The sequence below is a fragment of the Sphingomonas sp. P3_C6 genome (assembly GCF_056402595.1).
In genome coordinates this window covers 141,238-166,048 of record NZ_JBFUHB010000005.1, presented here as the reverse complement: position 1 = coordinate 166,048, position 24,811 = coordinate 141,238, and the positions used below count along the sequence as shown (strand labels likewise).

Below are 24,811 nucleotides of genomic sequence, written 5' to 3'. Positions count from 1 at the left end.
CGCCGACGGCTCGCGATGACGACAATGGCTGAGACGCCGACGATCAAAGACCATGCAGACATAAATGGCCTGCGGGCGCTTCCATTCGTTCGGGTGCCGCCTTCCCTTGGCTGCCACCCCCTATCTCAGGGCGACTTTATCGACGACGATATCGAGCCCTGGCTTGAGAACGCCCGGCTGCGGCACGTCGAATCAGTGTGGACTTCGAGCCGATGAAGACCATTCTGATCCAGCCTGGCGCCCGACACAATTACGCCCTCGCGATCTTCCTCCAGCAAGCCGGTGCGTTGCAGGCGCTCTATACCGACCTCGCCGTCTCCGAAGGCTCGCTCGAGCATCTTCTCATGAAAGCCGCGATAGCGGCCTATCCCAAGGCCCAGAACCTGTCCCGGCGCGTAATTCCGGAATTGCCGCAAGCCGCTCTGCGCAGATTTTCACCCGGCGCACTGCTCGCCAAGAAACGCGCGCCGGACACGACCGACCGCTGGGCCTTTCGCAAGCATGACCTGCGTGAGGCCGATGTCATCTATTCTCAGTATTTCGCCGCCGGCATGGAGCAATATGACGAGTTAGTCTCGCATGGCGCGCGATTCGTGTCCGACGTGTTCATCATGCCATCTGCACACCGCGTGGTGAATCGGGAGGCAGCAAAGTTTCCCGAATGGCGCGAAACAGCATTCTCCCCCGAGGCAGCCGCCGCTTTAGACGCGGTCAGCCAGACCATGATCGATCGGTCGGACGGGCTGTTCTGCCCTTCGCAGAGCGTGATCGAGGACGTCGCCAACTACAATCCGGCGGCTCGCGCGAAATGCCGGCTCGTCCGGTACGGATCCGGCCTCACCTTCGAACGGCCCAACGACCCGCTTCCCAAGCGGGTGCTGTTCGCCGGCTCGATCCAACTCCGCAAGGGGCCCCAATATCTCGCCTTGGCCGCGGCCAGGATTGCGCGCATTGATCCGTCGGTCCGCTTCGTCTTCGCTGGCGGCGTGACGACAGCGGCGGCGGAGCAACTTCGCGCGCCAAACATCGAGGTGCTCGGCCACATCTCGCGTGACAGGATGCGGGCGGAATTCCTATGCGCCGACATTCTTGCGTTCCCGTCGCTGGCCGAAGGCTCGGCTGGCGTAGTGCTGGAGGCCATGTCGGCGGGCCTGCCGATCGTCGCAACGCGTGAGGCCGGGGTCGATTTTCTGGACGGCGAGAGCGGCATCATGGTACCGCCGACAGATGTGGACGCATTGACCGACGCCATCCTCGCCATCCTCGGCGACCGTCCCCGACGCGACGCGATGGCGCGATCCGCCCGTGCCGAATTCGAGGCTTATGACAAACGGGTCTGGGGAAATGCCTTTGTCGGCGCCTTGCGGGAGTTCTCGCGCGACGGTTGAAAACACCGGCCCGCCGACCGTTCGAAACTCGAAAGACGAGATGACAAAAAATTGAGTCGGGACATATCGAATTCCCGCTAATATAGGCGCGCTGACAGGAGAATCTCATGATGGACCACGCTCGCAACATCTGGTCCGAAGGTGTCGCCTGATATGGCAGGCCTCGGTTCGAAATTGGCCCGCAACGCGGCAAGTCTCGCCCGCGATCCTTCGATGGTAGGAGAGTATCTAGCCTGGGTCGCCAGTTCCGCCCGATCGGGCGGCAATCCGTCTCGGCGCCTGCTTGACGGCATCGAGATCGGCGGCTTCTCTAGTTTCTCCGAATATCACTCGGTCCCCGAGTTCATCAACGCATCGGAGCGGCAATTTTTCGAGCAGACCTCGTTCGGCACGGGCCCGATCGTCGACGTCGGCGCGAATATCGGCCTGGTCAGCCTGGTGCTAGCCCGCCGCTTCCCGGACAGGGAAATCCACGCATTCGAGCCCAATCCGACTACCTTCGAGACATTGGAAGCGAACATTGCCCGCAATGGCGCGGCCAAGGTGTCCTGCCATCGCTATGCCGTGTCCGATGCGGACGGTACGGTGATGTTCGACAATGATCCGATCAAGCGTGGCACGGCCAGCATCAGCAGGGACGGCGGCGGCCATGTCGCCGAAGTGCCGGCGACCACCCTTGACAGCTTCGTCGCTAAGCAGGGGATCGATGCGATCGGCTTGCTGAAGATCGATGTCGAGGGATATGAGACGCTGGTGTTGCGCGGCGCCCAACGCGTCCTGAGAGAGATTCGCCCTGCAATCTATTTCGAAGTCTGCCCCGACCTGACCGAACGGGCGGGTTTTGGCGCTGCCGACCCCGCMAATATGCTGATCGAGGCAGGTTACGATCTCAGCCGCCTTACCGATACGGGCACTCTCACGCCCGCCATACCCGACGAGATATCGGGTATCGTTCTGGAGAATTGGCTAGCCACGCCGCGATGAAGCTGCTCGCCTATGTGCATCTGCGCCGGATTCACAATGCGACCGGTGCCGGCCGGGTGGTGCGAAACATTATCGAGCAGCTTGAACTGCTGGGCCAGGACGACATCAGGATACTGGCCGATCGGGCAGATCATCGCGACGTGATACCCAGGGTTGGGAAGCCCTGGAGCGACTATCGCTATCTTGATTTCTCACTGGATACGTCCTGGCAGCAAGCATTGTGGATCGCGACCGACCGGCCTCGCGCCGAACATTGGTGGCCGGAGGCAGAGGTCGTCTACTGCGCCAGCGAATCCTATGTGCCGACGAGACGCGCAAAGAGCGTCGTCACCCTGCACGACGCGTCCTATTTCGAACCGAGCGCCCTGCCCCGCAGCGCCGGCTTCGCGCGGCAGAAGGCGAAGTGGCAGGTGCTGTACGGCAAGCTCGAACGCAAAGTGGACATGTTCCACACCGTCTCAAACTTCTCCGCGGAGCGCATCGCTCATTTCTACCCCACGATGCGGGACCGCCTCCGAATAGTTCATAACGGGGTGACCGAACGTTTCTTCCAGCCGCCCAACGCCGCCGGTGAAGCCGAGCTCGAACGCCTTGGTCTGCGCGACCGACCATTCATCCTGTTGCCGGGTGGCTTGTCCTATCGCAAAAATGCCGATGTCGCGCTGGCGGCATGGCCGAAACTGCAGGCAATGCATCCCGATCTGCTGCTGGTCGTGCCGGGGCAATGCACCCCCGACTATGTCGAGCACGCAAAAGCGATCGGAGCGTCGATCGTGCTTGCCGGGTTCGTCAGTGACGATACGCTCCGCTCCCTTTATCATGCCGCCCGTCTCGTCTGGTTTCCCTCGCTGTACGAAGGCTTCGGCATCCCGGTGATCGAGGCGATGATTTGCGGTACCGCAGTGGTGGCCAGTAACAGCTCGTCGATCCCGGAGGTCGCGGGCGACGCGGCCCTGCTGGTCGACCCGTCATCGCCTGACCAGCATGTCGATGCGCTGGACAGCCTCCTCACCGACGATTCGGCACGAGCAGATTTGGTTGCTCGCGGATTGCTACGCGGCCGCCGCTTCACCTGGCAAGCGGCGGCGGCCAGCCTGCGCGGCTATCTGGGTGAGCTGGCCTGATCAAAGTCAAGGTCAGTAAAGTTTCTCTCGCAGTTGCAACAAAACCGCGATACCAGCCCGTAGTTACGCAAGGAGCGCTAATATTCGCGTCGCGATCGCCTTCGACAATTTCGGCCCCTACCACATCGCGCGCCTCAATGCGGCGGCGAAGCAGGTCGAGCTGCTCGCGGTCGAACGCGCGTCGACCAGCGCACTCTATCCGTGGGATTCGCCGGACTTGCCTGCCGGAATGACCCGGGTTGTGCTTAGCACCGATAAATATGCCAGCCGCGCGGCGGATGTCTTTGCCGCGATCGAGGCGAAGGTGGCACCGTTCAGGCCGGATGCCGTCGCCGTGCCGGGGTGGTCATCCCAAATGGCGCTGGCGCTCGCGAGTTGGGCCGTGGCGCGCGGCATTCCAGTGATTGCGATGTCGGAAACCAACCCTTGGGATTTCGAGCGCAAGTGGAGTACTGAATATCTCAAGCGTCGCGTCTTCGAATATTTCACGGCAGGTCAATGTACCAGCGATGGGCAGGCAGCATATCTCCACACGCTGGGATTGCCGTCCGACGCGATCTTTCGCGGATACAATGTCGTCGATAACGATTATTTCCAACGGATGGCCGGGGCGGCAAGGAACGCGCCCATGCCGGACGGTGCTGACGGGCTGCCGCTTCCCGACGCGGCGCGGGGAAGATATTTCCTCGCCTCGAATCGTTTCATTCCGAAGAAGAACCTCGCGGTCATGTTCGATGCTTATGCCGAGTTCCGCCAGGGACGCAGCAACGATCCGGCCGACTGGCCCTTGGTGCTGCTCGGCGATGGCGATCTGCGCGCGTCGCTCGAACGGCAGCGCGATGCACTAGGCCTCGCGGCGCATGTCCATATGCCGGGCTTCTGCCAATATGGCGAACTGCCGAGCTATTATGGAACGGCGGGCTGTTTCGTGCACGCAAGTACGGTCGAGCAGTGGGGTCTGGTGGTGAACGAGGCAATGGCGGCCGGGCTGCCTGTGATCGTCTCCGACCGGTGCGGCTGCGCTCCGGTCCTGGTACGGGACGGCGTGAACGGCTTCACCTTTTCTCCGCATGACCGGGAGGCCCTGGCGACGGCGATGAAAGCGATCGCTGCAGTAGGAGACGATAGTAAGATGCGGCAGGCGAGCCTTGCGCTGGTCGCGGAATGCGCGCCTATCCGATTCGGCGAGGGAATGGCCGGTGCCGTCCGTTATGCGGTCGCAGCCCCGCGTGCGCGCCCTTCACTGATGGCTCGCGCGGTGCTGGCGTTTGCAATGCGCAGGATGGCGACTCAATGACCGCTCAGGCGACACCCTTGAATCTGGGCATTCTCACCACCTCGCTGAGTTCGGGGGCCGGCGGCCTCTTCGAATCCGTCAGGCTCCCCGCCAATCTGATGCATCAGCGCGGCCACAATGTTTCGGTATATGGCGTTGCCGACACTGCCCTGGCAGACGTCCGGGATGCCTGGAAGGTCGACCATTTCCGGGCCTTTCCATCGATTGGCCCGAAACGTTTCGGCTACGCGCCGGGGCTGACCAGCGAATTGAAGGCCCATTCGTACGACGCACTTCACCTACACGGCCTGTGGAACCACACATCCGTAGTGGCGCGAGGCTGGAACCGTGCGAACGATGGCGCCCTGGTTATCTCGCCCCACGGCATGCTCGATCCCTGGGCGCAGCGGAATAGCCAGATCAAGAAAGCCGTCGCAAAATGGGCCTTCGAAAACGCCAACCTGCGCTCAGCCGCCGTTCTTCGCGCACTGTGTTGGGCGGAAGCCGATGCGATCGAGGCGCTTGGTCTCGGCGTACCGATCGCGGTGATCCCCAACGGCATTTCCCTACCCGAATCGGATTATGTTCCGGTCCACCCGGCCGACACCTCACGCAAGAGGCTGTTGTTCCTTGGCCGCATCCATCCGAAAAAAGGCATCGCGGAGCTAATCGAGGCGTGGGCGATCGCGGGCGCCAAATCATCCGCGCTCCGGGATGACTGGATTCTGCAGATCGCCGGCTGGGACGATGGCGACCACCTGCAGCACCTCGTTCGCCTGGTTCAGGAACGCGGCCTCACCAATGTCGAGTTCAGCGGCCCGCTGTTCGGCGCGGCGAAGCTGGATGCCTATGCCAATTGCGATGCGTTCATCCTTCCCTCTTATAGCGAGGGGATGCCGATGACCGTCCTCGAGGCCTGGGCACACCGCAAGCCGGTGCTGATGACGCACGCCTGCAACATCCCGGAAGGCTTTGTTGCAGGCGGGGCCTATCGGATCGAGAATCCGCCGCAATCGCTCGCCGCTGCCCTGCTCTATCATCTCGACCAACCTTCGTCTCTCGAAGAGACCGGCGAACGAGGCCGAAAACTGGTGGAGGAACGCTTCACCTGGGAACGGATCGTCGATCAGCATATCGCACTGTTCACCTGGCTTTCCGGCCGGGGTCCCCGCCCGCGTCATGTCGCCGACTGAACGTGGCAGGGGAGAGCTCTTCAGGACCACCAGGGGTGTCGGCGCTCGACATCGAGGGCAACCGGCGTATCCCCAATTATACGCGGGGCGAACGTTTCGCGAGGATCGCCTGGAGCCTGGGCAAACTGGTCTTTCGGGCAATCCCCCGCCCCCTCTACCGCGCCCGAGCCGGTTGGCTCCGGCTGTTCGGCGCCAAGATCGGCAGGAACTGCCAGATATACCCAAATGTGCGGATCTTCATGCCCTCCCAACTGGAAATCGGCGACTGGTCGTCAGTTGGCGACGGCGCTAACCTATATAACCTTGCCGGCATCAGGATCGGCGAACGCGTGACCATCTCACAAGGCGCCCATCTCTGTGCCGGAACACATGATTTCCGTGATCCGCAAATGCCGCTGATCCGCTCTACGATCACCGTCGGCGACGAGGCCTGGCTGTGCGCCGATTGCTTCATCGGCCCCGATGTGACGGTCGGCGCCCGCGCAGTGGTGGGCGCGCGCGCCGTCGCCATGCGCGATGTCCCTGAGGGGGCGATCGTCGCGGGCAATCCTGCCCGGCGGGTCGGCGAACGATGACGGCCCTCCCGATCACGGTGGTGGTGCCGACCCGCAACGAGGAAAAGAACCTCGATGCTTGTCTCTCGCGGCTCGGCGCGTTTGCCGAGACATGGGTGGTGGACTCTCGCAGCACCGACGGGACCCGCGCCATTGCGGACCGACACGGCGCGCGCTGGATCGATTTTGACTGGTCGGGCGATTTCCCCAAGAAGCGCAACTGGGTCCTGGCGAACCATCCGCCGTCGACGCCCTGGGTGCTGTTCCTCGATGCCGATGAGCGTGTCACCGAACAGTTCGTCGACGAGCTGGGTCGGGCTTTGTTCGGCGACGCTGAACCCTCGGTGGTCGGCTTCTGGCTGAACTACAGCAACCATTTCATGGGTCGGGTGCTCAGGTACGGCGTACCGCAGCGCAAGCTCGCCCTGTTCAGGGTGGGGGCCGGCCAATATGAGCGAATCGACGACCGGCGCTGGAGCAACCTCGACATGGAGGTGCACGAACACCCGGTACTCGACGGCCCAACCGGCGAGATCGCGGCGCCAATCGATCATCTCGATTACCGCGGGATCGAGCATTATATTGCGCGACACAATGCCTATGCCACCTGGGAAGCGAAGCGGCATGCCGACCTGATGGCGCGGGGCGACGCAGCCTGGGCAGCGCTAACGCCGCGCCAGCGGACCAAGTATCGCAACCTCTCGCATTGGTGGTTCGCGCCGGCCTATTTTGCCGGCACCTATTTTCTGAAGCGCGGCTTCCTGGATGGCGCGGCGGGCTTCCACTACGCGTTCCTTAAGCTGCTCTATTTTTACGAGATCCGCCTAAAGATCATTGGCGCCCGTAACGACGCCTGAACGTCAACGCGCTTCGTCGAGGAACCAGGCGGCATAGGCGGCCAACCCATCTGCGAGCGCTCGTTCGGGGCGCCAGCCCCAGGCCAGCGCGCCAGCGATATCGGCCTCATAACCGATCGGGTCTCCGCTCCGGCGCTCGCCAGAGAAGACGGGAGGAATGGCGACACCAAGCGCGCGCTCGAGCCCTTTCACGATCGTGCGCACGCTCGCTGCCTGTCCGGTGCCGCCGTTGACGATGGGGCACGCGGCACTGGCTTGCCCCGCTGCCGCGAGCAGCAGCGTTGCGGCATCCTGGACGTCGAGCCAATCGCGCAGTTCCTCCCCAGTGCCGGCAAATCGCGCCTCGCCTTGAGTCAATTTGATGCAGCTATCCCACAGGAGCTGCTTGCGCAGACCGATTCCATAGACAGAGAACAGTCGCACGATCGCCGCCTGCACCCCGAAAGTGCGCGCATAGGATCTGCAAAGATCTTCGGCGATCGTCTTGTGCACGCCATAGGGTGATTCCGGACGGAGAGGATCGGCGATGCCGATCGGCATCCGCTCGACCGTGCCATAGACCGCTGCGCTGGACGGCAGGACGAAACGGCAGCCGGGCGCATGCAGGCGGACGAAGTCAAGCGCAGCCAGCGTCGACTCGACGCTGCGCCTGAAGTCCTGTGCCGGGTGAGTCATCGAAAAGGCGACCGATCCGCTACCGGCGCATTGAACCAGTATCTCCGGCTCGCCGGCATAGGTCAGCAGTGCCTCCATGCCGATATCGGCGACATGCCATTCACGCAGGCCCCATTCGCGCCACTCGTCGCGGAGCCAGGTGCCATGGCCGATGCCGACCACCTCATACCCCGCCCCGGCAAGCGCCCTGGCCGTATGGCGGCCGACAAAGCCCGCTGCCCCAAGTACTGCCGCCTGCTTCACTGCCGATCACTCCCTGGTCGAGCACATTGCGCCGCGCGCCGGCGTTTCTTCCAACTGCAGGGAGATTGCGAGCGAATAATCGCCTCGATCCTATTTGCCATTCACCAGGAACCGGAAATAGCTTTCCCATTTGCCGACGAGCACGTCGAAGGAGAAATTGTCGCGATAATGGCGTTGCAGCCTCGACCCGTCGATCTCCCCCGCCACCATCGCACCAGCAATGTCCGCCACCGCCGGTATGAAGCCGGATATGTCCTTGCTGACCCGGCAATCCCGGTTGTTGAAATCGGGCACACCGCCCATGCCGTTCGCGACGAATGGCGTACCGCATGCCATCGCCTCCAGCAGCACGAGCGGGCCGCCCTCCAGGCCGACCGTCGGCAGGAGCAGCAGATCGAACTGACGCAGCAGATCGACATAGGCCTGACCGTCAGGATAACGACCATGGAACTTGATCACATCCGACAGCCCGAGTGCAGCAACCTGAGGCTCGAGTTCGGCCAACTGGTCGCCGGTACCGTAAACGTCGAGTGACTGGAGATAGGGCGCCAGCGCCGCCCATTGATCGACCAGGAAGCCGACACCCTTGTGCGGTACCACTCGCCCGAAATAGACCGCGCGGATCTTGCCCGCCGGTACCGCGACGATGCCCCGATCTCGGATGGTCGCGCGCTCTTCCAGCGGCTCGGGCAACGCCTGGATGATGGTGCGCTTGCCGCGCCAGTGGAATTCGCTGCAAACCTTCTCTTCGACCGCGGTCGCGAGGCTGACGATCGCATCGAATCCAGCATGCACCAGCCGTCGCGGATCGAGCCACCCCATGGCGTCGCCGCTCATCACCTCGAAGAAAATGCGGCGCTTGATCCGGCGATTGGCGATAACGCCGCCCATTGCCTTCCAGCCGGTGCCCGCCACCACCGCGACATCGAACCGGTCCTTGCCCAGCGCCGCGAAGCCCCGAAGCGCATCCTTCGCATCGCCATAATGGTCGACGGCATAGCCGCGATACGGCCATGGGCTTTCTGGCAAATCGCGGGGCGGCACGGGCGACAGTACCCGCACCTTGTGGCCGCGTTGGGTAAGTCCGTGCGCCAGCCAGTGCGTATGGGTGGTCACGCCGCCCTCACCATGGGCATAGCCGATCAACAGGACGGAAAGAGAATCAGACATCATGGCCGCCTCCTGCGGCGGGAACGGGCCGGTGGATGCCGATACGGCGGGCAAAATCGTGAACCATCTTGTCGAATTCCGGAGGACGCCGTTTCAGGGTCAGCGCGATCGAGGCACCGGTCAGCAGCACCGCGACGGCGAGCGGCGGCTGCGCCGGCCAGGCGAACAGACAGGCGGCCAATGCGACGAGCAGCAGTACGAAATCCGGGCCGATGGTGGTCGCTAGCATGCGCCATGCGTATGTGACGGTCGCCCTCCCGGTCACGAACATCAGATTCCGCCCGAGATACCCGGCCGCACCGCCGACTACGCCCCAGATTCCTGTGAGATAGTAGATCAGCGCGCAATAGGGCAGCAGGATAATCGCAACCACGGCCGCGCTCGTCCTGGGCCGCCCCTGGGCGAGCAGGCGATAGAACAGGATCGCCGAAATCCCTTCGAGCCAGAAAGCCGGCAGCAGGATCTGCATCGGCATGGTCGCGATCTTCGCGAACGGTGCGCCCATCCACAGGCGCAGAAAAGGATCGGCTAGGAAGATACCGCCGACGAAGCACGGCGTCATCATCGCGACCATCCTGATGACCTTGCGGGCAAGGATCGCCTCTTCATCGGACGAACGTGCGGCGAGTTGCGGCAACGCCGCACCGCCAATGCTGGTCGGAAAGATCATCACCCGGGCAAGTACGCTCGAAGGTACAGAATAATAGCCCACCGCCGCCGGCCCCGCGACCGCACCGATGATGAAGCGGTCCGCCGACGATATCGAGAGTTCGAACACCCCGCCGAGCGACGACCAGGCACCATAGCCGACCAGGGATCGCGCAGCACCGAACGAGACGCTGGGTCGCCTGCCTTTCAGAATCACCACCAGGGCAAAGACGATCGCCGATCCAACCACGATCAACCGGCTGGCAAGCACCGCCATGATCAGCACATGAAGCGACGGTGAGATGAACAGCGCCGCAAGGACGGGCAACAATATGGACAGCGTCAGCGCCACCGCCGTCAGCACTGCGTTCGTGACGAAATATTCGCGCCCGCGCAACAGGCCGCCTGTGGTCGACAACAATATCGTGCAGGCGCCGATCCCCAGCAAGGCCAGCGCCGAACGCACTAACTCTGCAAGAACAACGTCGGTGAGGTGAAACAGGTTGCCAAACCCACCGCCGACCAGGCCAAACAGCAGCAGCCCCATGGTGAGGCCCACCGGCAGGCTGATCGACAGCGCCGTCCAGTAATATTCGGACTGGCGCTGGACGTCACCGCGCAAATCGCTCGCCACACGATAGGTCAGCGCCGAGCCCATCCCGAAATCGAATGCGGCAAAAAAGGACAGGAACGCCCAGATGATCGCCAGGATGCCGTAGCGCTCACTGCCGATCACATGAAAATAGAGCGGCGTCAGTGCCGCGAACAAGACGAGGCCGACCAGATTCCCGGTCAGGTTGACGAAACTGTTGCGGCGAATTGCCATGCTGGTGGCGGCTGCGCCTCAGCCCTTCCGAAGCTCTGAGAAATACTCGATGGTCTTGACCAGGCCCTGACGCAACGGGATCGACGGTTCCCAGCCGAGCGTCTCGCGAGCGCGCGTGATGTCGGGCTTACGCTGCATGGGGTCATCCTGCGGCAACGGACGGAACACCAGCTCCGACTTCGACCCGGTCATCTCGACCACCAGTTCAGCCAGTTCGCGGATGGTGAATTCGACCGGGTTGCCCAGATTGATCGGGCCCGACACCTCGGGCGCGGTCTCCATGAACGCCATGAAACCGGCGACAAGATCATCGACATAGCAGAAGGACCGGGTCTGCTGGCCGTCGCCATAGAGGGTGATCGGCTCGCCATTCAGCGCCTGCATGACGAAGTTGGAGACGACACGTCCATCGGCCGGGTGCATGCGCGGGCCATAGGTGTTGAAGATGCGCGCGACCTTGATCTCCAGACCGTGCTGGCGATGATAATCGAAAAACAGGGTCTCCGCGCAGCGCTTTCCCTCGTCATAACAGGAGCGGATGCCGATCGGATTGACGTTGCCCCAATAGGCCTCGGTCTGGGGATGGACGCTCGGGTCGCCATAGACCTCGCTGGTCGAGGCCTGGAAGATCTTGCAGCGCAGGCGCTTGGCCAAGCCCAGCATGTTGATCGCGCCATGCACCGACGTCTTGGTCGTCTGCACCGGATCGTGCTGGTAATGGACCGGCGATGCCGGGCAGGCGAGATTGTAGATCTCGTCCACTTCGACATACAGCGGGAAGCAGACGTCGTGGCGCATGAACTCGAAGCGCGGATGGCCGGCGAGATGGTCGATATTCCGCTTCGTACCGGTGAACAGGTTGTCCACGCACAATACCTCGTCGCCCCGTTCAAGCAGGCGGTCGATCAGGTGAGAGCCGACGAACCCCGCCCCACCGGTGACCATGATGCGCCTGCGGCTGTTATAGAGTCTTGCCACGTCCTTGATGCCCCCGCCTTGTGAACAGGCCTATGGTCGGGCGGTACCATGCGATACCGCTAATCCCGATCTGGACCGAGTTATTGTGCTGCTACAAGGTGCAGTCGTATCGCACCAGACCACACACTTATAAAAAATGCTGCGTCCGCACAGTCCTTACCGCGCCCGGTCACAACTCGCGCTCGTCGACCTGTATCGTGCGACGCTTCGAGCCTTCAATGCACAGCGCCGTCAGGATACCCGACTGATACGCCCCGGTATCGATGCCGATGCGGTTCCCCCGCTCTTCCGGCTCGGCCGAAATGGTGTGGCCATGCACCACCATGCAGCCGTGATCGCTCTCATCGTTCAGAAACTCGTCGCGGATCCAGCGGAGATCGTGCGTATCCTGCTCTTCAAGAGATTTGCCCGGCCGCATGCCGGCATGGACGAACAAATAGTCGCCGAAGGTGAAACTGTCGGCGAACCCTTCGATGAAGGAGAAATGGGATCGCGGAACGGCCGAGCGTATGAGAGCCGCCGCATCGGCGGGCGTCATTGCCGCAAGCCTGCCGACTTCCACCTCATAGCTTTGCGCAAACTCGTAGCCGCCATAGGTCAGCCACTGGTTAACCGACTCCGGCTCGTCACCGAGCACGCGGAGCATCATCTCCTCATGATTGCCCATCAGGAACACGGGCCGGATTCCGTCATCCGGCAGCCGCATGAGATAATCGATGACGCCGCGCGAATCGGGGCCGCGATCGATCAGGTCGCCGAGCAGAATCAGATAATCGCGCGCCTGGCCGCTTTCCCGGCGATCCCGCGCGATTCGATCGATCATCACCTCGAGCAGGTCGAGCCGCCCATGCACGTCGCCGATCGCATAGGCGCGCGCGCCGGCGGGCCCCTGCCACTCCTTCGGACCGGTGCGCTTTGCGCGCGATTGCCTGAAACGCGAGAACATCATCAGAACCTTTTGTCTCTTATAACCGCAGCTAGCCCCGCTCGGCGAGCGGCTCAAGCGCGAGCACCCATTGCTCGAGCGCGGTATCGCGCCGATAGCCTTGCTGCAGCATTGCCCGCGCACGCTTGCCCATCGCACGACACGCCGCTCGATCGTCCGCAAGCGCCGCAATGGCCCGGGCGAGTCCCGCGGCATCGCCAGGCGCAACCGTTATGCCCGCCCCGGGTGCCGCAATCATTGATGGCACTTCGCCAGCGGGATCGCAGACCGCGACGATCGGGCGCGCCGCCGCCGCGATACCGAATACCTTGCTCGGCACGATCAGCCCCTCGAATTCGGGCCTGAGCGACAACCAGTGGGCATCGCCCACGGCAAGGCTTTCCGACAGGCGTGCGCGTGGCTGATAGGGTTGAAAGACGAAGCGCTCGCGCCCGGCATCTGCCACGTTGCGACGCAATTCCGCCTGAGCCTGTCCTCCACCGACAAACAGAAACCAGATATCGGATCGATGCGCGAGCAGCCCTGCCGCAGCGAGCAAGGTACCCGCTTCATGCGCGCGGCCGAGATTGCCTGAATATTCGAGTACGAATGCGTCGAGAGGCAATCCCCACTCCGTGCGCAGCACCGGGCTGGCGGATTCTGAGGACGTGATCGCCTCGTCGTCACTCCAGTTGGCAATCGTCGCAATGCGGTCCGCCGCGACGCCGCGGCGTTCGATCCGGTCCGCCATGCGCCGTCCGATCGCCACGGTCAGCGCCGACCGCCGCCACGCCATGTCCCGTATCGCACTCAGCACGCCCCCAACCGGCCCGCGCAGCGCGCTCATACCCATTTCGACCGCGACTTCGGGATAGAGATCCTGCACCCAGTTGACCAGGCGCGCTCGCCGCATCCTGCACGCCACCAGCGCCACCAGCGCGATCAACGGCGGGTCGGTCTTGGCCACCACGATCGTACCCGGACGAAGGCTGCGCATCAGCGCCCAGCCGGCGCTGAAATAGAAGGTCAGATAAGCAAGCAGCCGACCGATCAGACCCAGCCCGGCATTGTTCACCGTCGCGACCCGAGTGACGGTGACGCCGTTGATCCGCTCCTTCGGCGGCAGACTGGCGTCTGTATTGCCATAAATCAGCCGGCTGGTGACGATCTCGACCACCCAACCCCGCGCTGCGAGATGTTCGGCGAGGTCGGTCAGAATCTGCGCGGTCGCCGAATGATCGGGCGCATAGAAACGATTAACGAAGACGATCCGGCGACCGGTCGTCTCGTGCGCGGCATCGCGCCCGAGAGAATCGGAAGTCATGGGCCGGTTATTTCGAGCCGAAGCCGTTGAGCATCACCACCACGGTGCGCATCGTGATAAGGATATCGAGCCACGCCGAGAAGTTCTTCACATAGAAGAAGTCATATTGAAGCTTCATGTTGATCTCGGCGAGATCGGCAACATGGCCCTGATTGACCTGGGCCCAGCCGGTGATGCCTGGCCTGACGATATGCCGGTACGAATAGAAGGGAATTTCCGCTTCGTACCAGCTCGACAGGTCGATCGCTTCCGGCCGCGGTCCGATCCAGCTCATGTCGCCGGTCAGGATATTGAGGATCTGCGGCAGTTCGTCGAGCCGGGTGCGGCGGATAAACCGGCCGATCCGCGTGATCCGGTCGTCGTCCACCTTTGTGATGGCGCTCTTGCGCCGCGACGCCTGATCGCCCTCATCGTCACGCGGCCTCATCGACCGAAACTTGATCATGGTGAACGACCGCCCACGATATCCCATCCGCCTTTGCAGGAAAAAGACCGGCCCGGGCGAATCGATACGAATGGCGATGGCGATCATGATCATCGCGATCGCCAGCGCTGGCATTACCGCCACGCACGCCCCAAGATCGACGAGGCGCTTGAGCTTGCGATAGGCGAGGTTGGGGAGCAGGGATCCGAAACTGTTCTCCGACAGGTGTTCGATCTGCACGCGCCCGGTGAGCAACTCACGGACCTGCTTTACATGGTAGACCGGAACACCGTTGATCGCCGCCTGGGCAAGCATCCGTTCCCAGGGCGAATCAAGATCGTGATGAAGATCGGCCACGATCATCACGTCGCGCCCGCCCGGAACGACCGGCTCAACCAGTGGGATCCACAAGGCTCCCTCGATATCCTCGAGAAAACCCGTCCGGCCGCCGGGCACGACATGGAAACGGCGGACAGTCCTGCGCGCGCTGAGATAGGCCAGGGCATATGCCGCGGCGACACTCAGGGTGAAACTCGCGATGAGGACAGTCCGGTTATAGTCGAGCCGCAAGACGATTGCGGTCAGGATCGCCAGGCCGAAAGCCATGGAAAAGGTCGGCAGGACGTAGATGAAGGTGCGGGTTCCCGGGAACCCTCCTATGCGCCTGGCCAGCAAGGTTGCGCTGACGACGCTGCAAAAGGAGAGCACGAAGCTAGCCGGCGCCGAGGGATGATGATCATAATTGGAATGCAGGCCGTATCGCGCCGCGAGGGGCAGAAGCACGCCCAGCAATATCTCGACGAGCAGTTGCACCCGTAACGACGATATCCATCGCATATTGCCGACGAGACTGGAGAGACTACGCTGCATCAGCATGATTCAGGTACGATCCCAACGACCTGAAACAAGCACCATCGCTAAGCTCCCGCATGAACACCCATCGAATGCGACGCCAGCACCATGCGCCCCTCCACCGCTTCCGTCCTTGATCCAAATCGTTCCCCGAATCCAGCCACGTCCCGCACATGCGAAGATATTTCTCCGCCTCTTCTAGCACTCGGAGGCTGTTACCGCGATCACAACATCCGATTCGGTATCCGATTCGGTTAGATTCGCCCGGAACGATGTTACCAGTCACCACCGCCCCAGATAAAGCGTAACCGCCGCAATGGCGTAGATACATTGTCGTCATTCGCCCCGAGTCGACATTCATGGGCTATTTTGGGCTTAACCCGTTGCTTGGTACAGAATCGACATATGTCCCCTGCGAGGTCATGAAACCTTTCTTCTGGTGTGATGTTACCGCATCAGTTCAAGAAGGTTGTGCAAATGCGAACGTTTTGGGTGGACAAAATCCGGGCTTAACGCTAAGCCCAGACCGTGAGCCTACTTCCAAGCGGTTCAGGAGGAGACTGAATAATGAAATTTTCGCGGGTAACCGCCGCCATCCTTATGGTGAGCCTTTCTTCGCCGCTGTTCGCCGGTGCCGAGCAGTCGGTTGGCAAGCTGACGGCAGCTAGTGAGGGTACTTTCGTTTCACGCGCGGGCAAGCTGATGCCGGCAACCGCTGGTCAGTCGCTCTATGCTGGCGATCGCGTCGTCACGCGTGGCCAAGCCAAGGCAAAGGTTGCCTTTCCAGGCTGCAGCTACTCGATGGTACCAACGTCGGTGCTTTCGGTTAGCGCCTCGGGTTGTGCGACCGGTCCCAAGTCGTTCGCTCAGGACGGCAGCACAGACGATACCGGCGCGGGCAGTGGCGGCGGCGGTGGCGTCGTTCTGGGCCTCGGCATCGTAGCCGCCGGTCTTGGCGCTTACTTCGCGTTCAAGAACGACGACTCGAAGCCTGCCAGCCCGTAAGCGCTGCAGCTACGATCAGAGATAGAGGGCCGGACGCAAGTTCGGCCCTTTTCGTATGCGCAGCCTTTCCGAAGGCGCTGATCCGGCGGCAAAGCACGGTCTTCCCTTCAGCCGATTCGTGTCGAGGGACCCAGTCCCATCTTTCGGTCGATGGCGAAATCGCAATTGGCTAAAGCCGCTCACTCACCGAACGGTGGGTTGCCAACCCGGCCATCCCTTCCTACCCCCAAACACGGGGAGCGAATGACCTGATGCGAATTCTTGTCACCGGCTCGGCCGGGTTCATCGGTTATCACGTTGCATTGCGTCTGATCGCAGGCGGCGACACCGTCATCGGAATCGACAACCTCAACGACTATTACAGCGTCGCCCTCAAGGAGGCGCGCTTGGCGCAGCTTGTCGAACGGGGGGGCGACCGATTCCGGTTCGTGAAGGTGGACTTCTCGGATCACAAGAGCCTGGATGAGGCGCTTTCCGACATCCGATTCGACCGGATCGTGCATCTCGGCGCGCAGGCTGGCGTGCGCTATTCGATCGACAATCCTCGTGCCTATGCGACGTCGAATGTCGCGGGGCACCTGAATATCCTGGAGCTCGCCCGCAGCCGCCAGACCGAGCATGTCGTCTATGCGTCATCCTCTTCGGTCTATGGCGGCAATGCCGAACTCCCCTTCCGGGTCGAGGATCGCGTCGACCATCCACTTTCGCTTTACGCCGCCACCAAGAAGGCGGACGAACTGATGAGCGAGACCTATGCCCATCTTTACCGGCTGCCGCTGACGGGGTTGCGTTTCTTCACCGTCTACGGGCCCTGGGGCAGGCCCGACATGGCGATGTGGCTGTTTACCAAGGCGATCCTCGCCGGTGAGCCGATTCGCGTATTCAACGGCGGCGACATGCGCCGGGATTTCACGTTCATCGACGATGTGGTGTCGGGTGTGGTCGCCTGCGTACAAAAACCGCCGGCCGATGATGGAGCGATCAAGGCCGGCGGCAGTGTAGCGCCGCATGCGATCTACAATATCGGCAATCACCGCGCGGAAGAGCTGGGCCGGCTGATCTCACTGATCGAGGCCTCATGCGGGCGCGAAGCGATCAGGATCATGGAGCCGATGCAGCCAGGCGATGTGCACGCGACCTATGCCGATATCAGCGCCATCCAGCGTGATATCGGCTTCGAGCCATCGACCACGCTCGATACCGGCGTGCCCCTGTTCGTCGACTGGTACCGGACCTATCACGGTCTCTGAGGGCGAACCTCAGCGCAGCAGGTCGACCGCAAAAGCACGTACCGACGGGCCGATATCCGCGCGGGCGATGGCCAGGGCCAGATTAGCCTGGACGTACCCCGCCTTGTCGCCGCAATCATAACGACGGCCATCGAAGGTCAGGCCGTGAAACGGCTGATCGCCGATCATGCGCGCCATGGCATCGGTGAGCTGGATCTCGCCGCCCGCGCCCTTTTCCTGGGTTTCGAGCACACGCATTACCTCGGGCTGGAGAATGTAGCGCCCGATCACCGACAGATTGGACGGGGCCGTGCCGGGCTTTGGCTTCTCCACCAGGCCCTTGACTTCGGTAAGCGCTCCTTCGCGGACACCCGGCGTGATTACGCCGTACATGTGGGTCTGGTCCTCAGGCACTTCCTGAGCACAGATCATGTTGCCACCGACCTTCATATAGGCATCGACCATCTGCCTGAGGCAGCCCGGCTTGCCGACCATGAAATCGTCAGCGAGCAGCACCGCGAACGGCTCGTCCCCGACGATGTCACGCGCGCACCATACGGCATGGCCGAGGCCCATCGGCTCCTGCTGGCGGACATAGGCGACGGCGCCGGGCTTGAGGCGGGTCTGATGGAGCAGATCGAGCGACTTGCCGCGATTCGCCATAGTCGTCTCAAGCTCATAGGCGATGTCGAAATGATCCTCGATCGCCGACTTACCGCGACCGGTCACGAAGATCATCTGCTCGATCCCCGCCTCGATCGCCTCGTCCACCGCGTATTGGATCAGCGGGCGATCGACGACCGGCAGCATTTCCTTGGGCAGCGCCTTGGTCGCGGGAAGGAAGCGGGTGCCCAGACCGCCAACGGGGAACACGGCCTTACGCAGAGGCTTGATCGGCATCTTGTCTCTCTTTTTGAACTGGGAAAATAAGGCGTGTCGAAGGTAATTGTCCGCCCCTAGTAAAGCAGTGTGTCAAAGGAAAGTACCCATAGCCGGATGATGCGCCGAAGGCATCCGCCACCCGTGACGAAGCGAAAGGCGCGGCTATCCTGATGAAGAAGAAGAGGGACCACCGGCGACATGACGCTGGAGAGGATGGAGGCCGGATTCAGCCCCTGATCCACCAACGGAGTAGACCGGCGACAATGCCCAGCGCGAGAACGCTCGCGGCCCATATTCCCGCCATCCAGACGAGCCGCTTCCACAGGGGCGCCGCGTCAGCCTGCATCAGTGATAACCTTGCGTGCCCACCTTGCCGCGGAACACCCAATAGGCCCAGCCGGTATAGCCGAGGATCAGGGGCAGCATGATGCTCGCCCCGATCAGCATGAAGACCTGCGAGCTTTCCGGCGCGGCCGCATCCCAGATCGTCAGCCGCGCTGGTACGATATAGGGATACATGCTGATACCGAGCCCGACAAAGCAGAGAGCGAAAAGCCCCAGCGCAAGCAGGAAGGGCATATGCTGCGCCTCGCGCCCCAGAGCACGCCAGAACAAGAGGCCCAGCACGCCGACCAGGACCGGGACAGGCGCCGTCAGCAACAGGCCGGGCATCTGGAACCAGCGGGAATAATAGTCATTGGTCAGGAACGGCGTCGCGGCGCTGACCGCAACGATCGCGACCAGCGTGACAACACCATAGCGCCGGGCGAGGCGATAGGCGTGCCGCTGCGCCTTGCCTTCCGTCTTGGCGATGAGCCAGGTGCTGCCGAGCAACGCATAGGCGGCAACGACGCTTGCGCCGGTCAGCAGGCTGAACGGTGTCAGCCAGTCGAGCCAGGCACCGCCGTAGCCACGCCCGCTGACCTTCACCCCCTGGAGCAGCGCACCGAGGATGATGCCCTGCGCCAGCGCAGCGACGATCGAACCGGCCGTGAAGCCGAAATCCCAGAAGGCGCGGTGGCGCGGATCACGCCAGCGGAACTCGAATGCAACGCCGCGGAAGACGAGCCCAAGCAGCATAGCAATAATCGGCGGGTAGAAGGCAGGCATCAGCACCGCAAAAGCGAGCGGGAAAGCAGCCATCAGCCCTCCCCCGCCGAGCACCAGCCAGGTCTCGTTGCCGTCCCAGACCGGCGCGATGGCGTTCATTGCCGCGTCGCGCTCCTCGCCGACGCCGAAGGCCGGGAAGATGATACCGATTCCGAGATCGAACCCGTCGAGCACGACATAGGCGAAGACGGCGAAGGCGATGAGGAATGCCCAGATCGTCGCGAGGTCGTAATTATAGCTCATGGCGCCCTCCCCGTCACATCCTGGGCCGGCGCGGGTGCAATCCCGGCGGTACGGATCGGCGCCGTGCCGAGATCAGGCTCGCCTGCCTCCACACCCTTCTCGATCAGTTTGAGGATGTACCAGACGCCGATGCCGAACACCGCGAAATAGACCAGCACAAAGGCAATGAGCGACGCGCCGACAGCGGGCGCATCGAGCGGCGATGCGCTGTGCACTGTCCGGAGCAGACCATAGATGGTCCAGGGCTGGCGCCCGACTTCCGTCGTGACCCAGCCGGCGATAACGGCGACGAAGCCCGCCGGCCCCATCAGCACGCCGGCACGGTGAAGCCATTTCCAGTCATAAAGCTTGCCACGCCACCGTGCGACCAGGCTCCACAACCCGAGTCCGAAGATCGCGAGGCCGAGCCCGACCATGATGCGGAACGACCAGAAGAGGATGCCGACCGGTGGCTGGCGATCTTCGGGGATCGTATCGAGCCCGGCGAGCGGAGCATTGGGATCGTGCTTCAGGATCAGCGAACCCACCTTCGGGATCTCGACCGCATAGTCCATCCGTCGCTCTTTAGAGTTCGGGATGCCGAACAGGATCAGCGGGGCACCGTCCGGATGGCTGTCGTAGTGGCCTTCCATCGCCATCACCTTGGCCGGCTGATGCTCGAGCGTGTTCAGCCCCTGCTGATCCCCGGCGAGGATCTGGATCGGCGCGACGAGCGCCGCCATCCACATAGCCATCGAGAAAATCTTCCGCGCATGCGGATCATTGCGGTCCTTCAGCAGATGCCACGCGCCGGTTGCACCGACCACGAGCGAGGTGGTGAGATAGGCGGCAATCACGGTGTGGACGAGGCGATAAGGGAAGCTCGGGTTGAAGATCACCGCGGCCCAGGATCCCGCCACGACGAACTGCCCCTGCGGGTTGATGGCGTAGCCGACCGGCGTCTGCATCCAGCTATTGGCGGAAAGAATCCAGAAGGCGGAAATGGTGGTGCCGATCGCGACCAGGCAGGTTGCGGCGAAGTGAAGCTTGCGGCCGACCTTCTCCATGCCGAACAGCATCACGCCCAGGAAACCCGCCTCGAGGAAGAAGGCGGTCAACACCTCATAGGCCATCAGCGGGCCGATCACCGGCCCCGCCTTGTCCGAGAACACCGCCCAGTTGGTGCCGAACTGATAGGACATGACGATGCCCGAGACGACGCCCATCGCGAAGGTGACAGCAAAGATCTTCAGCCAGAAGCGGAAGATGTCGATGTAGAGCTGCTTGCCCGTCCGCAGCCACAACCCTTCCAGAACCGCAAGGTAGCTCGCCAGGCCGATCGAGAAGGACGGAAAAATGAAGTGGAAACTGACAGTGAAGGCGAACTGAGCGCGGGCCAGGACGATAGGATCGATGGCGTCGAACATGGCAGCCCCCTCGTTCCCGCTGGTCTGCGCCCGATGCGGACCCAAGGCAAGTGCAGCGAGCGCAATCCCGATAGCGCCAAATGACTTGAGCGGTCCCGCGGAATAACCTTATGGAAACGCAGCGCGACTGCAGGAAACCCATCGGCGCGCCCGGCCACTGCACCGATCAGCGTTGAATCAGCGGAGCGAACCCCGACCTTTTCACCCGACCCTGTTCAGGGTTTCGCGGCGCCCGGTGCCGGCGGCGTGCCGGCGGCCGAAGGGGCATCCGGTGCCGGCGGCGTGCCCGCCTGTTGCCGCTGCTGCTCTTCGAGCATCATCTGGCGGAGCACCGACTCGGGGATGAAATCGAGCAACTCGATATCGAACACCAATATCGAATGCGCCGGAATCGGGCCGGTCGCTTCGTCGCCATAAGCGAGGCTCGGCTTGATCCAGAAACGGGTCTTGCCGCCCTTCTGCATCAGCTTCAGCGCCTCGGAGAAGCCGGGCACGACGGCGGTGACGGGAAGCGGCGTCGGCCGCTGGGTCTTGTCGAACACGGTACCGTCGATGAGCCGGCCCTCATATTGGATGAGGGTGACATCCGAATCGGTCGGCTTCGCCTCGCCCGTGCCCGGCGTCTGCACCTGATATTGCAAGCCCGACGCCGTCTCGACCACGCCTTTGACGGCTCGGTTGGTCTTCAGGAAAAGCTCGGTCGGATCGGGCTGGACCGGCACCGACGGCACCGATGGGACTGCGGGCTTGGGCGGAGCGGACTGGGCCAGAACCGGTACGGCGATCATTGTCGCCCCGGCCAGGGCAACGGCAACCAGCGAGCGACGAAAAGACAGCGGCGTCACTTGCCGGCGGGCGCCGCGCCAGGGGCGGGAGCAGGGCCTGCCCCGGGAGGCATTGCGCCTTGCATCTGCTGTTGCATCTGCATCTGGCGGATCACTGCCTCAGGCAGGAAATCGAGCAGTTCGACGTCGAACACCAGCACCGAATTGGCGGGGATCGGGCCAGTCACCTTGTCGCCATACCCAAGGCTCGGCTTGATCCAGAAACGGTATTTCGACCCCTTGGGCATCAGCTTCAGTGCTTCGGAAAAGCCCGGCACGACCTCGCTCACTTTCATCGGGGTCGGCTGCTGCGACTTGTCGAAGGTGGTACCGTTGGTCAGCTTGCCTTCGTAATTGACGAGCGCAACGTCGGCATCGGTCGGCTTCGGGCCGCCCTTGCCCGGGGTGATGACCTTGTACTGAAGGCCCGACGGCGTCTCGACCACGGTCTTGTCACCGCTGCGGTTCTTCTTCAGGAAGACCACCGCCGGATCGTTCTGCACTTTCCACCAGGCCATGCCCTGAAACACGCCGAGAGTAGCCGCTACGCCGAGAGCGATGCCGATCACGACATAGAGAATCGGCTTCGCGTTAAAAGGCTTCTTGGCGGTCGGCGGAATGGTGGCCATCGGGATGTTCCTGGGCGCCGCGGCGCGGTGGACCGCGCGGCGACTGGAAATTAGAGAAAGCGGATCAGCGCGCCGGCGGCGGGCCGCCCTGTGGCATCTGCTGTTGCATCTGCTGCTGCATCATCTGCTGGCGATAGGCCGCCTCCGGCATGAAGCCGAGCATATCGATGTCGAAGATGAGGACCGAGCCGTTGGGGATCTTGGCCGGATCGGGCGAGCGCTCGCCATAAGCCAGTTCCGGCTTCATCCAGACCCGATATTTCGCGTCCTTGGGCATCAGCTTTAGCGCCTCTAGGAAGCCCGGCACGGCGCCACCGGAGAGCGGGAACGGCACCGGCTGCTGCGAGGCATCGAAGACGGTACCGTCGCGCAACCGGCCAACATACATGACGCCGGCTAGATCGGCCTGGGTCGGGCGCGGCCCCTCGCCTGCCTTCAGCACTTTGTACTGCAGGCCCGACGCGGTTTCGACCACGCCGGGGCGGCTCTTGTTCCAGGAGAGGAACTGGGCGTTGGAGCCCTTGAGCGCAACGACCTCAGCCGTGCCGCGATTCGCCAGCCATCCGGCGGCGAGGATCGCGACCAGGATGCCGATCCACAGATACACCAGAAAGCTCCGCTTCGTGGGCTGGAGCGGGACTGCGGTGATCGTGGACATCGTGGAGCACCCTTACTCGGCGGCCGGAAGGACAGCCGGGACTAGAAGACAGCAAGCGCAAGACCGTGGGGGCGCGAGAGCCATGCCCCCCGCGCCGGCGGAGTTACCGCGCTCCGTCACGCTCCAGGCGCTTGCGCTCCAGCTTGCGGGCGCGGCGCACGGCGGCGGCACGCTCACGAGCGCGCTTCTCGCTGGGCTTCTCATAGTGACGGCGCAGCTTCATTTCACGATAAACGCCCTCGCGCTGCAGCTTCTTCTTGAGGGCGCGCAGCGCCTGATCGACGTTGTTGTCGCGAACGATGATTTGCATAAACCCGCGGGTCTCCGGTCAATAGGAATCGGTCGTCGCAAACATGGGTTTGCGCCGTGTGGGAGGGCCCCTATCAGGCGAAACCGGTGTTTTCAAGCCGAATCACCTTGCGGGCTGGCCGCCCATGGCGCCTGCGCCAAGGTCCGGGCGAGGTAATCGATCAGCACCTGCACGCGCAGTGGACGCAACGGACTGGGCGGCATGACGAGGTGCAAACCCAGCGGTCTGGCGGTCCATTCGGGTAGGCCCACCTCAAGCAGTCCCTCCTGCACCTCGCGCCACACCAGGAACTCTGGCTGGAGGGCGAGTCCCTGGCCGGCGATCAGCACCGGATTGAGCAGATCGGCATTGTCGGTCCAGACCCGGACGGGCGGCTCGACCACATCCTCGCCGAACTGCGGATGGCTGAAACGCCACACACCCGGCTGTGCGCTTCCCTTATAGGCGAGCGCGACGTGATTGCTCAGTTCCGCTGGGTGAGTCGGACGGCCATGGGCATCGAAATAGGCAGGCGCGCCGACCAGCAGCAGGCGGACCGGGCATAGCCGGCGCGAGAGGAGCGAAGAATCCTCGAGACTCGCGATTCGCAGGGCGAAGTCGAAACCCTCGGCCACCAGATCGACCCGGCGGTCGCTGAGCGCGAGATCGAGCGCCACCTCGGGATAGGCCTGAAGAAAGGCCGGCAACACCGCGCCGAGATAGGCGGTGCCGAACGACAGGGGCGCGCTGACCCGCACAAGGCCGCGCGGCACCTTCGACTGATCGGCCGCCTCGTCCTCGACCGCCTCGCCTTCGCTGAGGATGCGCGTGGCGCGATCGAGCGAGGCCCGCCCCGCCTCGGTCAGCGAAAGCCGCCGCGAGGTCCGGGCGAGCAGCGCGAAGCCGAGCCGCGCCTCGAGCCGGCCGATCGCCTTGGACACGGTCGGGTTGGACAGGCCGAGTTCCGTCGCCGCCCCGGAGAAGGAGCCGCGTTCGGCGACCTTGGCGAAGATCGCCCAGGCTTCGAGATCGGGAAGTCGTCTTGTCATTTTCGGCAATGATGTGATGCCAACGTTTCTATTTCGTCAAGCGCCG

At 62.9% G+C, this 24,811-nt stretch carries 25 protein-coding genes; 9 read left to right on the top strand and 16 right to left on the bottom strand.

Annotated features, from left to right (window positions below):
* The first annotated feature begins 212 nt into the window (after positions 1-212).
* From AC1DT7_RS08445 to AC1DT7_RS08415, 7 genes are all read left to right on the top strand, one after another.
* Positions 213-1,388 (top strand): glycosyltransferase family 4 protein, encoded by a 1,176-nt coding sequence (locus tag AC1DT7_RS08445; RefSeq protein WP_478035482.1) that lies wholly within the window; start codon positions 213-215, stop codon positions 1,386-1,388.
* Between the two features lie 153 nt (positions 1,389-1,541).
* On the top strand, positions 1,542-2,372 hold the full coding sequence (locus tag AC1DT7_RS08440) for an FkbM family methyltransferase (RefSeq protein WP_478035481.1): 831 nt from the start codon (positions 1,542-1,544) through the stop codon (positions 2,370-2,372).
* Positions 2,369-3,496 carry a glycosyltransferase family 4 protein gene (locus tag AC1DT7_RS08435; RefSeq protein WP_478035480.1) on the top strand — a complete coding sequence of 376 codons (1,128 nt, stop codon included), beginning with the start codon at positions 2,369-2,371 and terminating at the stop codon, positions 3,494-3,496. Before AC1DT7_RS08440 ends, AC1DT7_RS08435 begins: the two co-directional genes overlap by 4 nt.
* A gap of 241 nt (positions 3,497-3,737) precedes the next feature.
* Positions 3,738-4,793, top strand: a complete 1,056-nt coding sequence (locus AC1DT7_RS08430; RefSeq protein ID WP_478035479.1) for a glycosyltransferase — start codon at positions 3,738-3,740, stop codon at positions 4,791-4,793.
* Positions 4,790-5,965: a glycosyltransferase gene (locus tag AC1DT7_RS08425; protein ID WP_478035539.1), complete on the top strand. Its 1,176-nt coding sequence runs from the start codon at positions 4,790-4,792 to the stop codon at positions 5,963-5,965. The genes AC1DT7_RS08430 and AC1DT7_RS08425 overlap by 4 nt, the downstream gene beginning before the upstream one ends.
* A gap of 35 nt (positions 5,966-6,000) precedes the next feature.
* Positions 6,001-6,540, top strand: a complete 540-nt coding sequence (locus AC1DT7_RS08420; RefSeq protein WP_478035478.1) for an LbetaH domain-containing protein — start codon at positions 6,001-6,003, stop codon at positions 6,538-6,540.
* On the top strand, positions 6,537-7,376 hold the full coding sequence (locus AC1DT7_RS08415) for a glycosyltransferase family 2 protein (protein ID WP_478035477.1): 840 nt from the start codon (positions 6,537-6,539) through the stop codon (positions 7,374-7,376). The genes AC1DT7_RS08420 and AC1DT7_RS08415 overlap by 4 nt, the downstream gene beginning before the upstream one ends.
* A gap of 3 nt (positions 7,377-7,379) precedes the next feature.
* Here the strand turns inward: AC1DT7_RS08415 and AC1DT7_RS08410 are convergent, their stop codons facing one another.
* The 7 genes from AC1DT7_RS08410 to AC1DT7_RS08380 all read right to left on the bottom strand — a co-directional run bounded on the left by AC1DT7_RS08410 (position 7,380) and on the right by AC1DT7_RS08380 (position 15,459).
* Complete coding sequence (locus tag AC1DT7_RS08410; protein ID WP_478035476.1) at positions 7,380-8,294, bottom strand: NAD-dependent epimerase/dehydratase family protein; 915 nt, start codon at positions 8,292-8,294, stop codon at positions 7,380-7,382.
* 90 nt (positions 8,295-8,384) lie between these two features.
* Complete coding sequence (locus AC1DT7_RS08405) at positions 8,385-9,467, bottom strand: glycosyltransferase family 4 protein (RefSeq protein WP_478035475.1); 1,083 nt, start codon at positions 9,465-9,467, stop codon at positions 8,385-8,387.
* On the bottom strand, positions 9,457-10,938 hold the full coding sequence (locus tag AC1DT7_RS08400; RefSeq protein ID WP_478035474.1) for an oligosaccharide flippase family protein: 1,482 nt from the start codon (positions 10,936-10,938) through the stop codon (positions 9,457-9,459). Before AC1DT7_RS08400 ends, AC1DT7_RS08405 begins: the two co-directional genes overlap by 11 nt.
* Positions 10,939-10,956: 18 nt before the next feature.
* A complete protein-coding gene (locus AC1DT7_RS08395) occupies positions 10,957-11,883 on the bottom strand; it encodes a UDP-glucuronic acid decarboxylase family protein (RefSeq protein WP_478035538.1) in 927 nt (308 codons plus the stop codon).
* A 202-nt stretch (positions 11,884-12,085) separates the two neighbouring features.
* Positions 12,086-12,865 carry a metallophosphoesterase family protein gene (locus tag AC1DT7_RS08390; protein ID WP_478035473.1) on the bottom strand — a complete coding sequence of 260 codons (780 nt, stop codon included), beginning with the start codon at positions 12,863-12,865 and terminating at the stop codon, positions 12,086-12,088.
* A gap of 28 nt (positions 12,866-12,893) precedes the next feature.
* Positions 12,894-14,165, bottom strand: coding sequence for a glycosyltransferase family 4 protein (locus AC1DT7_RS08385; RefSeq protein ID WP_478035472.1), 1,272 nt, complete (start codon positions 14,163-14,165; stop codon positions 12,894-12,896).
* A gap of 7 nt (positions 14,166-14,172) precedes the next feature.
* On the bottom strand, positions 14,173-15,459 hold the full coding sequence (locus AC1DT7_RS08380) for a sugar transferase (RefSeq protein ID WP_478035471.1): 1,287 nt from the start codon (positions 15,457-15,459) through the stop codon (positions 14,173-14,175).
* Positions 15,460-16,008: 549 nt separating this feature from the next.
* Between AC1DT7_RS08380 and AC1DT7_RS08375 the strand changes: the two genes are divergently transcribed.
* Together AC1DT7_RS08375 and AC1DT7_RS08370 are read left to right on the top strand one after the other, a co-directional pair.
* Positions 16,009-16,446, top strand: a complete 438-nt coding sequence (locus tag AC1DT7_RS08375) for a FecR family protein (RefSeq protein ID WP_478035470.1) — start codon at positions 16,009-16,011, stop codon at positions 16,444-16,446.
* Between the two features lie 251 nt (positions 16,447-16,697).
* The gene (locus tag AC1DT7_RS08370) at positions 16,698-17,696 is read left to right on the top strand and encodes a GDP-mannose 4,6-dehydratase (protein WP_478035469.1); all 999 of its coding nucleotides are present in this window, start codon (positions 16,698-16,700) and stop codon (positions 17,694-17,696) included.
* Positions 17,697-17,705: 9 nt separating this feature from the next.
* On the opposite strand, the gene galU is transcribed toward AC1DT7_RS08370, so the two are convergent.
* From galU to AC1DT7_RS08325, 9 genes are all read right to left on the bottom strand, one after another.
* Positions 17,706-18,575 carry a UTP--glucose-1-phosphate uridylyltransferase GalU gene (gene galU, locus AC1DT7_RS08365; protein ID WP_478035468.1) on the bottom strand — a complete coding sequence of 290 codons (870 nt, stop codon included), beginning with the start codon at positions 18,573-18,575 and terminating at the stop codon, positions 17,706-17,708.
* A gap of 208 nt (positions 18,576-18,783) precedes the next feature.
* On the bottom strand, positions 18,784-18,903 hold the full coding sequence (locus tag AC1DT7_RS08360) for a DUF2474 domain-containing protein (RefSeq protein WP_478035467.1): 120 nt from the start codon (positions 18,901-18,903) through the stop codon (positions 18,784-18,786).
* Positions 18,903-19,910: a cytochrome d ubiquinol oxidase subunit II gene (gene cydB / locus AC1DT7_RS08355; RefSeq protein WP_478035466.1), complete on the bottom strand. Its 1,008-nt coding sequence runs from the start codon at positions 19,908-19,910 to the stop codon at positions 18,903-18,905. The genes AC1DT7_RS08360 and cydB overlap by 1 nt, the downstream gene beginning before the upstream one ends.
* Positions 19,907-21,316, bottom strand: coding sequence for a cytochrome ubiquinol oxidase subunit I (locus AC1DT7_RS08350; RefSeq protein ID WP_478035465.1), 1,410 nt, complete (start codon positions 21,314-21,316; stop codon positions 19,907-19,909). The genes cydB and AC1DT7_RS08350 overlap by 4 nt, the downstream gene beginning before the upstream one ends.
* A 215-nt stretch (positions 21,317-21,531) precedes the next feature.
* Positions 21,532-22,104 carry an FKBP-type peptidyl-prolyl cis-trans isomerase gene (locus AC1DT7_RS08345; RefSeq protein WP_478035464.1) on the bottom strand — a complete coding sequence of 191 codons (573 nt, stop codon included), beginning with the start codon at positions 22,102-22,104 and terminating at the stop codon, positions 21,532-21,534.
* A 53-nt stretch (positions 22,105-22,157) separates the two neighbouring features.
* Positions 22,158-22,769: an FKBP-type peptidyl-prolyl cis-trans isomerase gene (locus AC1DT7_RS08340; protein WP_478035463.1), complete on the bottom strand. Its 612-nt coding sequence runs from the start codon at positions 22,767-22,769 to the stop codon at positions 22,158-22,160.
* A gap of 64 nt (positions 22,770-22,833) precedes the next feature.
* Positions 22,834-23,427 (bottom strand): FKBP-type peptidyl-prolyl cis-trans isomerase, encoded by a 594-nt coding sequence (locus tag AC1DT7_RS08335; protein ID WP_478035462.1) that lies wholly within the window; start codon positions 23,425-23,427, stop codon positions 22,834-22,836.
* 103 nt (positions 23,428-23,530) lie between these two features.
* Positions 23,531-23,737: a 30S ribosomal protein S21 gene (rpsU, locus tag AC1DT7_RS08330; protein ID WP_034160206.1), complete on the bottom strand. Its 207-nt coding sequence runs from the start codon at positions 23,735-23,737 to the stop codon at positions 23,531-23,533.
* Between the two features lie 92 nt (positions 23,738-23,829).
* Entirely contained in the window at positions 23,830-24,765 is a 936-nt protein-coding gene (locus AC1DT7_RS08325; protein WP_478035461.1) for a LysR family transcriptional regulator, read from the bottom strand.
* Between the last annotated feature and the right edge of the window lie 46 nt (positions 24,766-24,811).